This is a genomic window from Kribbella albertanoniae, from assembly GCF_004348455.1.
Taxonomy (GTDB): Bacteria; Actinomycetota; Actinomycetes; order Propionibacteriales; family Kribbellaceae; genus Kribbella; species Kribbella albertanoniae.
Genome location: NZ_SMKA01000256.1, coordinates 1 through 13,936 on the forward strand (window position 1 = coordinate 1; position 13,936 = coordinate 13,936).

Here is a 13,936-nt window from a genome sequence, read left to right on the forward strand (position 1 = left end):
GATTCACGGTCTGGGGGTGGAACTTCTTAGACTGCAAGTCGCAGAAGTTCCGAACCGAGAGCGAGCCATGTCCGGTCCCAACACGCAGTACGACCCGGTCGAAGTGACGCCGTTGCATGCCGAAGCGCTGGAGCGGAGCCGTGACGAGGCGCTGAAGGCGTTTACCGAGGCGGCCGATCTGGCTGCCCTGCAGGAGGCCAAGGCCGCTCATCTGGGCGAGAAGTCGCCGATCGCGCTGGCGAACCGGGAGATCGGGGCGTTGCCGCCGCAGGGCCGCAAGGAGGCCGGGCAGCGGATCGGTTCCGCGCGCAAGGCGATCAACGAGGGGTACGCCGCTCGGCTCGTGGTGCTGGAGACCGAGCACGAGGAGCGGATGCTCGCGACCGAGCGGGTCGACGTGACGCTGCCGTGGCACACGCCGGAGCTCGGTGCGCGGCACCCGTTGTCGCTGATCTCCGAGCAGGTCGCGGATGTGTTCACCGCGCTCGGCTGGGATGTCGCCGAAGGGCCGGAGATCGAGGCCGAGTGGCTGAACTTCGACGCGCTGAACTTCCAGCCCGACCACCCGGCGCGGCAGATGCAGGACACGTTCTTCGTCGAGCCGGCCGGCTCCGGGAAGGTGCTGCGGACGCACACGTCGCCGGTGCAGGCGCGGTCGATGCTGACCCGCAAGCCGCCGATCTACGTGATCTGCCCGGGCCGGGTGTTCCGGACCGACGAGCTGGACGCGACCCACACGCCGGTCTTCTACCAGGTCGAGGGCCTGGTGGTGGACGAGGGCATCACGCTCGCGCACCTGAAGGGCACGCTCGACCACTTTGTCGTGTCGATGTTCGGCGAGGGCCTGGAGGCGCGGCTGCGGCCGAACTTCTTCCCGTTCACCGAGCCGTCGGCCGAGGTCGACCTGAAGTGTTTCGTCTGCCGCGGTGAGTCCGTCGGCAACCCGGACCGCCCGTGCCGCACCTGTGGCAGCGAGGGCTGGATCGAGTGGGGCGGCTGCGGCGTGGTCAACCCGCGCGTCCTGCGCGCCTGCGGGATCGACACCGACCGGTACTCCGGTTTCGCCTTCGGCATGGGGCTGGAGCGGACGCTGATGTTCCGCAACGGCGTCGAGGACATGCGGGACATGGTCGAGGGTGATGTGCGGTTCAGCCGCCAGTTCGGGATGGAGATCTGATGCGGGTCCCACTGTCGTGGCTTCGTGAGTACGTCGAGCTCCCGGCCGAGGTGACCGGTCGCGACCTCGGGGAGCAGCTGGTCCGGGCCGGTCTCGAGGTGGAGACCGTCGAGGAGTCCGACCTGACCGGCCCGCTGGTGGTCGGCAAGGTGCTGACGTACGAGAACGAGCCGCAGAAGAACGGCAAGACCATCCGCTGGTGCTCGCTCGACATCGGCAAGGACGAGCCGCAGTGGGTCGTCTGCGGTGCGCACAACTTCGAGGTCGGCGACCTGGTCGTGGTCGTGCTGCCGGGCGCGGTGCTGCCGGGCGGCTTCGCGATCTCCGCCCGCAAGACCTACGGCCACGTGTCGAACGGGATGATCTGCTCCAGCACGGAGCTCGGTCTCGGCGACGACGGTACCGACGGCATCGTCGTGCTGGAGCCGGGTGAAGGTGTGCCCGGTGATGACGCGATCGAGCTGCTGTCGCTCACCGATGACGTGCTCGACATCGCCGTCACCCCGGACCGCGGCTACTGCCTGTCGATCCGTGGCGTCGCCCGCGAGGCCGCGACGGCGTACGGGCTTCCGTTGAAGGATCCGGCGGCTCTGACGCTGACTGGCTCGGGTGCAGGCGGTTACCCGGTGCGCGTCGACGACGCAAAGGCTTGTACGACGTTCGTCACGCGGACCGTGACCGGGATCGACGCGAAGGCGGTGTCGCCGCGGTGGCTGCAGAAGCGACTGCTCGCGTCCGGCATGCGGCCGATCTCGATCGGTGTCGACGTGACCAACTACGTGATGCTCGAGCTCGGCCAGCCGATCCACGGGTACGACAAGGACCGGCTGAGTGGCGAGATCGTTGTCCGGCGGGCGACGTCCGGCGAGAAGCTGGTGACCCTGGACGACCAGACCCGCGAGCTGGACGCCGAGGATCTGCTGATCGTCGACGACTCCGGCCCGATCGGTATCGCCGGGGTGATGGGTGGCGCGTCCACCGAGATCTCCGAGACGACGACCGAGGTGGTGATCGAGGCCGCGCACTTCGACCCGATCGTGATCGCGCGCGCGTCGCGCCGGCACAAGCTGTCGTCGGAGGCGTCGCGGCGGTTCGAGCGTGAGGTCGACCCGCAGCTGCCGCGGTACGCCGCTCAGCGGGTGGCCGATCTCCTGGCCGAGCTGGCCGGCGGGACGATCCTCACCGACGAGACCGTCGTCGACACGCACCCGCAGCCGGAGCCGGTCGTCATTCGCGCCGACCACGCAGCCCGCGTCGCCGGTGCCCCGATCACGATCGAAGAAACCCTCCGCCACTTGAAGTCGGTCGGCTGCACCATCGAGCCGGCCGCGGCGGACGCCGTACCGGCTGCTCTTGCGGCTGGGGTGCACTCGCCCGCGCTGGCCGAGGGCGGGGACGACCTGCTTGCGGTGACTCCGCCTTCGTGGCGGCCGGATCTGCGGGATCCGAACGACTTTGCCGAGGAAGCCATTCGGCTGTTCGGGTATGACAACGTGCCGTCGGTGTTGCCGCCGGCGCCGGGTGGGCAGGGGCTGACGGTTTCGCAGCGACGCCGGCGCCGGGTCGCGACCGCGCTGGTCGGGGCCGGGCTGACCGAGGTGGTGTCGTATCCGTTCACCGGGGACGCCGACTTCGACGCGATGGGCCTGCCGGCCGACGACGCCCGCCGTACGACGGTCAAGTTGGTCAACCCGCTCTCGGACGAAGAGCCGTCGTTGCAGACGACTCTGCTCGCGACGCTGCTGCGGACGGCCGAGCGCAACACCGGCCGTGGTCAGACCGACCTGGCGATCTTCCAGACCGGACTGGTCTTCAAGCCCAAGGCCGAGACGAAGGCCGCGCCGCGCCTGCCCGTCGAGGGCCGGCCGAGTGACGCCGACGTCCAGTCCCTGTACGACGCACTCCCCGACCAGCCGTTGCATGTCGGAGTGGTGCTGACCGGTGCGCTGACCCCGACCGGTTGGTGGGGCAAGGCCCGTCCGGCCGGCTGGGCCGATGCGGTCCAGATCGCCCGCCTGATCGCCTCGGCGGTCGGCGTCGAGCCGGTCGTGAAGAACGTCGAGCTGGCGCCGTGGCATCCGGGTCGCTGTGCGGAGTTCTCGGTCGACGGCAAGGTCGTCGGTCACGCGGGTGAGCTGCACCCGAAGGTGTGCCAGGCGTTCGGCCTGCCGGCCCGGTCGAGTGCGGTCGAGCTCGACCTGGAGGCGCTGATCACGGCCGGACCGGAGTCCGTGACCGCGGTGCCGTTCTCGTCGTACCCGGTGGCCAAGGAGGACGTGGCGCTGATCGTCGCGGCCGACGTGGCCGCGGCCGAGGTCGAGGCGGCGCTGGTCGAGGGTGCGGGCGAGCTGCTGGAGTCCGTGCGGCTGTTCGACCTGTACACCGGTGAGCAGATCGGCGAGGGCAAGAAGTCGCTCGCGTTCGCACTCCGCTTCCGCGCCGCCGACCGCACCCTGAAGGACACCGAGGTCGCCGAGGCCCGCCAGGCCGCGGTCCAGGTAGCCGTCGACCGCTTCGGCGCCGTCCAGCGAGTCGGCTGACCCGCGGATGAGCGGGGCACACCCGCGGGTGGCGGTTGCTGCGCCTAACGCGGCGGCCGCGGAGGCCGGCGTACGGGTGGCTGCTGAGGGTGGTAACGCGGTCGATGCCGCGATCGCGGCCACGCTGGTCACGATGGTGAACGAGATCGGCGTGGTCTCGCCGGCCTCGGGTGGATTCGTCACGCTGCAGGTCGCGGGGTCCGAGGCAGTCACGATCGACGGCTGGGTGGAGATGCCCGGCCGGGGTCTGCCGCCGGAGTCGTTCGGCCGTGGCGTCTGGGATATCACCACTGACTACGGCGGCGGTACGACGACCACCGTCGGGCACGGTTCGGTCGCGACCCCGGGTGGTCTGAAGGCGCTCGACCTGGCGCACCGGCGATCCGGCAAGGCGCCCTGGCGCGAGGTCGTGCAGCCGGCGATCGAGGTGGCGCGCGACGGGTTCCCGCTCAGCCGGACCTCCGGCTACTACCTCGGGTTCACCCACGAGATCATCTTCGGCTGGCATCAGCCGAGTCACCGGGTCGTGCACGACGAGCACGGCACGGTCATCAAGGCCGGCAGCACGGTGATCATCCCGGAGCTGGCCGAGGCGCTGCAGCTGATCGCCCGCGACGGCGCCGAGACGCTGTACACCGGTGAGCTCGCCCAGTTGCTGATCCGCGACATGGCCGAGAATGAAGGCATCCTCAACGCCGAGGACCTGGCGGCGTACGAGGCGATTGTCCGCCCGGCGCTGATGGTCCGACAGAACGGTTGGCGCCTGGCCACCAACCCGCCGCCTGCCGTCGGGGGAGTAGCGGTTGCCGCAATGCTCGCGCTGCTGGACGGCGTCCCGGCCAACGGCAGCTGGAACCCGACCGAGCTCGAGCGACTGGTCGACGTGCAGCATGCGGTTCTCGGCCGGCGCCTGGCGGAGCTGGACGAGGAGGACATTCGGCAGCTCGAAGGGCAGAAACTGCTCGAGCTTGCGTCGTCCGGCGACCTGCGCGCGCTCACCTCGCCGAGTACGGCGACAGTGTCGGTGGTGGACGACGAGGGTGATGCCTGCGCGATCACGGTCTCGTCCGGCTACGGCTCCGGCGTGCTGACTCCCGGGACCGGCATCTGGCTGAACAACGCGCTCGGTGAGCAGGAGCTGCTGCACGGCGGTCCGCACAGCCTGGCCCCCGGCACCCGACTGACCTCGAACATGGCCCCGAGCGTGGCCCGCCGGGACAGCGACGGCGCCGTACTGGCGATCAGCTCGCCCGGCTCGGACCGGATCCCGACCGCGCTCGCGCAGGTCTACGCGCTCTACACGCACGGCGGGCTGCCGCTGGCCGAGGCGGTCGAGCACCCGCGGCTGCACGTCCGCGTCCGCGATGACGTGATCGTCGACTACGAGGACGACCTGCCCTTGGCGGGTACGACGAACCTTCCGTCCCGCCCGATGCCCCCGCACTCGATGTACTTCGGTGGGGTCGCAGCCGCCTTCTGGGATCCGTCGGAAGGCCTGATGGCGGTCGGCGACCCCCGCCGTACCGGGGCTGTCGCAATCTCACCACCCGACTAACCCGGGTAGCTCACGCTCGTTAGACCAGACGTGGACATCGACCCCGAGCTCTCCGTCGTGGTGCCGATGTACGACGAGGAAGCCGTGCTGCCGATGTTCTTCGAGCGGATGCACCCGCTGCTCGACAGCCTCGGCCTGCCGTACGAGCTGCTCGTCGTCGACGACGGGAGTCGGGACAGTACGGCGGCACTGCTGCTCGAGGCGGCGAAGGACTGGCCGCAGCTCCGCGTGATTCGGCTGCTTCGCAACAGCGGTCATCAGGCCGCGCAGTCGGCCGGCTTCCGCAGCGCCCGCGGGCAGTACGTGGTCACCATCGACGCCGATCTGCAGGACCCGCCGGAGACGATCGCCGAGTTCCTGCACGTGATGCGCGAGCGCGATCTGGACGTTGTGTACGGCGTTCGCTCGGACCGCTCGAGTGATTCGTGGCCGAAGCGAACTACCGCGCGGCTGTACTACCGGCTGATGTGCCGGCTGGTCGGCAAGCAGATCCCGTTCGACGCGGGTGATTTCCGGATGGTGTCGCGCCGGGTGGTGGATGCCGTGAACGCGCTGCCCGAGGACGGCCGGGTGTTCCGGCTGGTGATCCCGTGGCTCGGCTTCCCGAGTGCCGAGGTCACCTACATCCGCGCCGAGCGTGCGGCCGGTTCGACGAAGTACAACCTGACCAAGATGACGCGGCTGGCCTTCGACAGCGTGACCGCGTTCTCGGCCGCGCCGCTGCGCCTGGCGACCTGGCTCGGGCTGCTCGGTGGCCTGATGTCGGCGCTGTTCGTGGTTGGTGCGCTGGTGATCAAGCTGACCGGTCGCGGTGTCCCCGGCTGGACGTCGACCGTGCTCGCGGTCAGTGTGATCGGTGCGATCCAGCTGCTGTGCCTCGGTCTGCTCGGTGAGTACGTGGCGCGCCTGTTCCAGTCGAGCCAGCGGCGGCCGCAGTTCCTCGTCGGCTATGACAGCCTCGAAGACCAGAAACGTGCGGAACCGGTCGCAACCCGGTGAAGCGGGCGCTGCCCTGGCTCCTGGTTGCGCTTGCTGGTTTCCACACCTTGGATGCCGTCCGGTACGGCGTCTACTTCGCGCTGGCGATCGCCCTGCCGGGAACCCTGCTGCTGCGGGCGGTCTGGCGCAGTCTGGGCAACTGGGCTGAGGACCTCGGTCTGGGTGCAATCGTCGGCGCCGCCTGGATGTTGGTTGGCTGGGCGCTGTTCACTGCGGTCGGCTTGCAGCGTTGGTTGATCCTGTGGCCGTTGCTGACCCTTGCTGCCTTCGCATTGCCGCGGTTGCGCTCGTGTTGGCGCATTGCCGAGCCGCAGCCGCTCCCGCTGTGGTGGACGTGGGGGCTGGTGATCGCTGCATCTTTGATGCTTGCGGCCACCATCCGCGGTGTCATGGCGTACCACGTGATGCCACCGGACGGTACGTCGTACTACCAGGACCTGCTGTACCACCTATCGATGGTGAGTGAGCTGACGCGTGCTGTGCCGCCGGAACTGCCACAGGTCGTGGGGGAGCGGCTGGAGTACCACTGGTTCGCGAACGCCGACATGGCGGCGGCCGTCGACATCACTCGGCTCAGCCCGACCATGGTGCTGTTCCGGCTGTGGGTGCTGCCGTGGCTCGTGGTTGCGCTGCTGGTGTGTGCCACGCTCGCCCGGACAGTCAGCCGGACCTGGTGGACCGGAGTGCTCGCCGCTGCAGCTCTCACCGCGCCACAGCTGTACCTGCTCGTCGACACCAGCATCAACCTGAACCCACCGGTCAGCTACCTCAGTCCGTCGCAGACCTTCGGCCTGATCGCCTGTGTCGCGGTAGGGATCCTCCTGATCGAACTGCTCTTCCGCAACGGCCCGCGCTCGCTGTGGGTGCTCATCGTCGCATTGGCTCTCCTAGGTGGCGGCTCGAAGCCGACAGTGCTGCCAGTGCTGATCGGTGCGGTCGGACTGGCCGCTCTCTACCAGCTCCGCATCAAGACCGTCGTCGCCGGCGCCCTGCTAGTCGCGGTCGGCGCGCTCACGCTGCTCACCGTTGCTGGAAGCACCAGCGGCTCGCAGCTCCAGTTCCTGGCGATTCTCAAGACCAGCCCCGGCTACGCGAGTCTCACCGGCGACCACACACCCGCTGGTGTTGGTGGGTTGGTCGTCCCGTCGCTGGTGAACGGTGCGGTCCTCGGCACGATCGCGATGCTCCTGAGCGTCCTGCTGATCCAGGCCGCGTCCCTGACCGGCTTCCTCGTCGTACGGAGTGATCCGGTCGCGTGGTTCCTGATCGGGGCGATGGTGGTCGGCTGGCTCGGCTACCTCTTCATCGACCATCCCGGAGTGAGCGAGTCCTACTTCCTGTACACCGCCACACCGTTCAGCCTCGCTGCCGCCGGTTGGGTGGCCGCCACTGCCCGCAGGCGCGTGCTTGTCGTCGTACTGGTGCTGCTGTTCGTTTCACCGGTGAAGAGCTTCGTCCAGAACGCCATCAAGGGTGACACCGAAGCAGGCCCGGTCTTCCGCTCCGCACCGCAGTGGGTCTATCCGGACGAGCAGTCGACCGCCTTGTGGCTCGCGGCGAACAGCGCACCGACCGACGTGGTCGCCACCAACACCTGGTGCCGTCCGGTCGATGCGAAGACACCCGGCTGCGATGCCCGCGGGTACATCGTCAGCGGACTGGCCGGCCGCCGTACCGTCATCGAAGGCTGGGCGTACACCAACGAGGCCATGGCTGCCCAAGGGGTCGGCGGCCGTCGCTACACCGAGCAGCCGTCCCCCTGGCCCGACCGCATCGCCCTCGTCACCCAGGCCTTCGCGAACCCGACTCCAGCACTGCTGCAACGACTCCACGACCAGTACGGCGTTCGCTGGTTGTACGCCGACTCGCGCGCCGGAACCGTCTCCCCGGAACTCGCCGACCTGGTGCCGTTGCGACACAGCAACGGCAAGGTCAAAATCTACGACCTCGGAGGGTAGCGAGCCCGTAACATAGGGTCCGCGCAGGCCGTTATGGTCTACGCATGGCCCGCCCGCCCCGGTGCCGATGCATGCGGAGACGTGAATGCTCGGGAGGGCGGCACCATGCGGGCGACACGACCGGCGGCGGTGGGCTTGCTGACGGCTGTGCTGCTGGCGATGACAGGTGTGGAGACTGCCGCCTATCAGGTGCCGGTGGAGCCGTTCGAGCAAGGTGATTCGGCGACTGCGACGATGCCGGGCTCCGGACTGCGGCAGACCATCAGCGTGACCGGTGCGACCGAGCTGCTCGACGAGACCACCGCAGGCATCCGCGGTACCGGACCGACGACGTACAGCCCGCCGATCGCGCGGACTACGCCGGCTCAGGACCTGGTCGTCAACACCGGCGACTGCGCGGCCATCGGTAGCTGTGGCGACCGTGGCACGGTGACGGTCGCGTTCAGCCGGCCGGTGCGCAATCCAGTGCTGCATCTGGCCGGGCTCGGCGGTGCGGTCACGCAGACCGTCAGCGGCAAGCCGACCGCGCAGTCGGAGCTGCACTCCGTGCTGCGGCTGACCACTCCGGGCCTCAGTCTGAGCAAGGCGGGTCAGGGCAACAACCTGGCAGTCACCAGCGACACCGTCACTGCGGCGAACCACGACACCGGCCCGAACTGCATCAACAACAAGACCGGTACCGGTCCGGATGCCGGTGCGACCGCTGCGTGTGGTTCGGTGCGAGTGAACGGCGTTGTGACGACGGTGCGCTTCGACGTGTCGGCGTACTTCACCAAGCACGCCAAGCTGCCTGCTTTCAACACCACCTCCTCGGGCGACGCGTTCTCGGTGCTGGCGTCGGCTGGCGAGGACTTCGGTGACGCACCGGCAACGTACGGTGCGGCCTGGTCAGTGCTGAGCGACGTGCGGCTCGGTAAGGACGCCACCGAGGACAACAGCACAGTCGCCAACGCGACCACCGGTCCGACCACACCTGATGCTGCTGACGACGGCGTGATGTTCCCGCCACTGCGGACGAACGCCACGTCGTACGGGATAGAGGTCAAGCTCACCGGTGCGTCGAAACCCGGCCAGGTGTGTGCGTGGCTCGACCTGGACCGCACAGGCACGTTCGAGGCGAGTGAACGTGCCTGTGGTGATTTCGCTGCCGGACAAGCGACGGTGAAGCTCAGTTGGCCGAAGTTCGCCAAGCCGGCGGCCGGAACGACGTACGCGCGAGTGCGGATCGGGTACGGCGACGGCGCAGCGAAACCGACCGGTGCGGCCGATGCCGGTGAGGTAGAGGACTACGCACTGCAGATCACCCCGCCGCCTCCGCCGGTTCTGCACGACGACACCGCCAGTACCGCGTTCAACACCGATGTGACGGTCAAGGTGCTCGGCAACGACCTGCCCGGTGATCCGGCCGCACCGCTCCAGCCGAGCTCGCTCTGTCTGCTGGATGGCGACCAGTGCGGCGCACTGCTCAGTGTGGTCGGCCAAGCGAAGTACATCGCCAAGCCGGACGGGACCGTCGCGGTGGAGCCGGTGCCTGGTTTCGTCGGGGTCGGTAAGCCGGTCAGCTACCGAGTGGCCGACAGCAACGGCATCACTGCGACGGCCAAGCTGACTGTCACTGTTGCGCTCCCCGCTGGCCCGGTAGCAACGCCCGACACCGTGAAGACCCCGCAGAACGTCAGCCTCGCGGTCCGGCCGCTCGCCAACGACCAGGCGGCTCCAGGGGTGACGCTGGTCGCCGGCTCGGTGGTGCTGCGCGATCCGGCCGACACGAAGTTCAAGAAGACCGTGGTGATCCCCGGTGAGGGGCAGTACGCCGCCAAACCGACCGGGGCCGTCGACTTCGTGCCGGTCCGGCAATTCACCGGGGTCGGGACCTCCATCGGGTACCGCGTCACCGACACGACCGGTCAGACCGCCGAGTCCACGCTCACAGTCACCGTGACACCGGTGCAGCCGATTGCCAACGGGGACTCGGCGTCTACCGCGTTCGACACGGACACCGTCGTACCAGTGCTGGACAACGACCTGCCTGGCTCACCGGATGCACCACTCGACCCGGCCACGCTGAAGCTGGTCGACCCGGTCAAGCACACCCTCGTCGACACCGTGACGATCGCGCGTGAGGGCACCTACGTGGTTGCTGGGGGCAAGGTCGCGTTCCAGCCGGCTCACGGTTTCCATGGCGTCGGTACGCCGCTCACCTACCAGGTGCTCGACAAGAACGGGACTGCGGCGCGCGCTGCGCTGACGGTCGCCGTTGACGCGCCAGCACCGCCAGTCGCGAACCCGGACACCATCGCCACTCTGCAAGGCCGGTCCGTCGTGGTCGCGGTCCTCGACAACGACAAGCCCGGCCCGACCGGCGCCGTACTGCGACCGGACACCCTCCGTCTGATCCCGCCGACCCGCACCGAGCCCGTGACCACGCTGATCGTGCCCGGTCAGGGCAAGTACACCGCGCGGCCGGACGGCAAGCTGCTGTTTGAGCCAGTGCCTGCCTTCAGCGGTACGGCGACGCCGGTCAGCTACCAGGTGGCCGACAGCAACGGTGCGATCGGCAGCGCGGCCCTGACCATGCGAGTCACGAAGGTGCAGCCCGATGCGTCGGACGACACCGCGGCGACGGCGTACGACACCACCGTCCCGGTTCGGGTGCTGTCGAACGACCAGGCCGGTGACCCCGCGGTCCCCCTGGTACCGAGCAGCGTGCGGGTGCTCGATCCGAAGACGCAGGAGCCGAAGACCACAGTCGTGGTTGACGGCGAGGCGACGTACACGGTGACGCCGGACGGCGAAATCACGGTCGACCCACTGCCGACGTACGTGGGAGTGACGGCAGCGCTCACCTATCGCGTCGCGGATGTCAACGGTACGGCGGCCACTGCGCAGCTGACCGTGACGGTGGCGAAGCCGCCCGCGCCGACTGCTAAACCGGACACGGCAACGGGTAAGCAGAACGTTCCGTTCGTCGTTGACCCGCTCGCGAACGACACCGCCGGCCGGGGGACCGGGCTCGATCCGCTCAGTGTCGCGGTGCTGGATCCTGCTGATGGGTCGATGAAGAAGCTGGTGAAGGTGCCGGGACAGGCTGCCTACCAGGTGAACCCGGATGGGACGGTGACGGTCGATCCGCTGCCGGGCTTCACCGGCACGGCGACCGCGCTGACCTATCGCGTGATGGACTGGTTCGATCAGGTGACGCGGTCGACGATCGCGGTCACGGTCACGCCGATCACTCCGGTGGCGGTCGACGACGCCGCGCGGACGCCGTACGACAAGCCGGTCACGGTGCCGGTGCTGGCGAACGACAAGCCGGGCGACCCGACCGCACCGCTGCTGCCGACCAGCCTGCTGCTCACCGACCCGGCCGATGGGTTGCTGAAGGCAACGGTCAGCATCTTGAACGAGGGCGTCTACACCGCCGCCGGGGGAGCGGTCCGGTTCGATCCGGGTGCGACGTTCCGTGGGCCGGGGACACCGTTGACCTATCAGGTGGGCGACAGCAACGGGACGCTGACGATGGCCAAGCTGACGATCTCGGTTGGCTTCCCGCCGGTCGCGGTGGCGGACCGCGCGTCCACTTTGCAGGACCTCACGGTCAGCGTGAACGTGCTCTCCAACGACAGTCCGGGCACTGACGCAGAACTCGATCCCGCCACCGTTGAGCTGCTCCGGCCGGGAATCCGCGCGAAGGAGTACTCGAAGACGGTCACTGTCGCTGGGCAAGGGACCTACACCGTGCAGCCGACCGGGATGGTGGTCTTCGATCCGCTGCCGAAGTTCCACGGCCCGGCGAAACCGGTGACCTATCGCGTGGCGGACTCGAACGGCACGTTCGGGACCTCGACACTCACGATGACGGTCACGCCGATCTGGCCGACCTCGGTCGACGACTCGGCAATCACTCCGTTCAACCAGCCGATCACGGTCGACGTACTGAGCAATGACAAACCGGGTGATCCGTCGGCGCCGTTGGTCCCGTCGAGTCTGGTGCTGAAGACGAAGGACGGGTTCGGGAAGACGTTCACGCAGGCCGGCGAGGGCACGTACACCGTCGTCGCCGACGGGTCGATCGCCTTCACACCGGTCAAGGATTTCCAGGGGGTCACCACGCCCGCGACGTACCGGATCGCTGACGGCAACGGGACCACGGTCGAAGGCCTGCTGCTCCTGACGGTCGGCAAGGGGCCGGAGGCGGTCGCGGATGTGGCGACGACCAAGCAGAACGTCACGCTGGCGCTTGAGCCGCTCGAGAACGACAAGGCCGGGACCGGCGCCGAGTTGGAGAAGGGGTCGGTCGAGGTCTACTCCGTGAATACGCGGAGTTGGGTCCGGATCGCGGCGCTGACTGGCCAGGGGATCGTGACGGTGAACGAGTCGACCGGCCGGGTGGTGATCGATCCGGTGCCCGCGTTCCGCGGCGTACTGTCGATCGCCTACCGCGTGAAGGATTCCAGCGGCAACCGCGCGACCTCGACGATCACGGTGACGGTCACCCCGGTGGCTCCGGTCGCCAAGGACGACTCGGCGAGCACGCCGTACGACACGGTCCTGACGGTGCCGGTGCTCGCGAACGACAAGCCGGGTGATCCGTCGGCACCGCTGGGTGCGGTTCGGTTGATCGATCCGGCTTCGGGTGAGGTGGTGTCGGCGCTGGAGGTTGAGGGGCAGGGGCTGTTCACCGTGCAGCCGTCCGGCGGAGTGCGGTTCGCGCCGGCTTCTGGATTTGTCGGTACGACGGTTCCGGTCGGCTATCAGGTTGCTGACAGCAACGGCACGATCGGTACGGCGACCGTGTCGGTCTCGGTCCAGGCGCGACCGGTTGCGAATCCGGATCACGCCCGGACCAAGCAGCACCTGCCAGTCGTGATCGATCCGATCGCGAACGACGTACCGGGTCCTGGCGCGAAGTTCGATCCGGACACGCTGCTGCTGGTCGGCCCGGATGCCGCGCTGGTCAAGCAGGTCACGGTGGCCGGGCAGGGTGAGTACGTCGTTGCCGATGGCAAGGTCACGTTCACTCCCGAGGCGCGGTTCATCGGGGGCACACGGCCGGTCGCGTACGAGGTGAAGGACAGCAACCGGAACCGGGCCCGCTCCACGCTGAGCGTGACGGTGACACCGGTCCTGCCGGTGGTTCGCGACGACAGCGCCCGGACAGCGTTCGGTACGGCGGTCGCCGTCGACGTGCTGAGCAACGACGGGCCCGGTGATCCGTCGGCGCCGCTGGCCCCGGCGAGCGTCGTACTGCGTGATCCGGGGGACGGTCGCGACAAGAAGACAGTGACTGTCGCCGACGAGGGTGTCTTCGCAGTCGGCGCAGATGGCGTGATCACGTTCACCTCGGTCAAGGACTTCATCGGCTCGACGAGGTCACTCGCCTACCGCGTCACCGACGCGAACGGAACGACCGGCAGCGCCCTCCTCGACGTCACTGTCGACCCACCTCGCCCAGCTCGTGCGGCGGCGGACTCCGCCACCGGTTCACCCGGCGGAACGGTCGCCGTCAACCCGTCCCTGAACGACGGCGGCGCCGCCGGGCCGATCTGCCTCCGCGTAGACGCCGCCACCTGCACCCGCGAGGCAACCACCTCCGCCGGCACCTGGACCGTCACCCCCGACGGCACCATCCGCCTCACCCCGGCCCGCGGCTTCACCGGCACCACCAAACTCACCTACGAACGCCCAGCCCCCCACGGCGCAACCC

The 13,936-nt window shown here is 68.7% G+C and carries 6 protein-coding genes; all 6 read left to right on the forward strand.

Annotation, left to right across the window (positions count from 1 at the left end; translation table 11 throughout):
- The first annotated feature begins 67 nt into the window (after nucleotides 1-67).
- The gene (pheS, locus tag E1261_RS35950) at nucleotides 68-1,177 is read left to right on the forward strand and encodes a phenylalanine--tRNA ligase subunit alpha (RefSeq protein ID WP_132414197.1); all 1,110 of its coding nucleotides are present in this window, start codon (nucleotides 68-70) and stop codon (nucleotides 1,175-1,177) included.
- Nucleotides 1,177-3,717: a phenylalanine--tRNA ligase subunit beta gene (gene pheT, locus E1261_RS35955; protein ID WP_132414198.1), complete on the forward strand. Its 2,541-nt coding sequence runs from the start codon at nucleotides 1,177-1,179 to the stop codon at nucleotides 3,715-3,717. Before pheS ends, pheT begins: the two co-directional genes overlap by 1 nt.
- Before the next feature lie 7 nt (nucleotides 3,718-3,724).
- A complete protein-coding gene (locus tag E1261_RS35960) occupies nucleotides 3,725-5,272 on the forward strand; it encodes a gamma-glutamyltransferase (RefSeq protein ID WP_132414199.1) in 1,548 nt (515 codons plus the stop codon).
- 30 nt (nucleotides 5,273-5,302) lie between these two features.
- Nucleotides 5,303-6,271 carry a glycosyltransferase family 2 protein gene (locus E1261_RS35965; RefSeq protein ID WP_238176639.1) on the forward strand — a complete coding sequence of 323 codons (969 nt, stop codon included), beginning with the start codon at nucleotides 5,303-5,305 and terminating at the stop codon, nucleotides 6,269-6,271.
- A complete protein-coding gene (locus E1261_RS35970) occupies nucleotides 6,268-8,229 on the forward strand; it encodes a hypothetical protein (protein ID WP_132414200.1) in 1,962 nt (653 codons plus the stop codon). Before E1261_RS35965 ends, E1261_RS35970 begins: the two co-directional genes overlap by 4 nt.
- Before the next feature lie 105 nt (nucleotides 8,230-8,334).
- A partial coding sequence (locus tag E1261_RS35975) for an Ig-like domain-containing protein (protein ID WP_132414201.1) occupies nucleotides 8,335-13,936 on the forward strand: 5,602 nt, incomplete at its 3' end.

Coding starts and splice junctions, on each gene's coding strand:
- pheS (WP_132414197.1), top strand. CDS start 68: ATGTCCGGTCCCAACACGCAGTACGACCCGGTCGAAGTGACGCCGTTG.
- pheT (WP_132414198.1), top strand. CDS start 1,177: ATGCGGGTCCCACTGTCGTGGCTTCGTGAGTACGTCGAGCTCCCGGCC.
- E1261_RS35960 (WP_132414199.1), top strand. CDS start 3,725: ATGAGCGGGGCACACCCGCGGGTGGCGGTTGCTGCGCCTAACGCGGCG.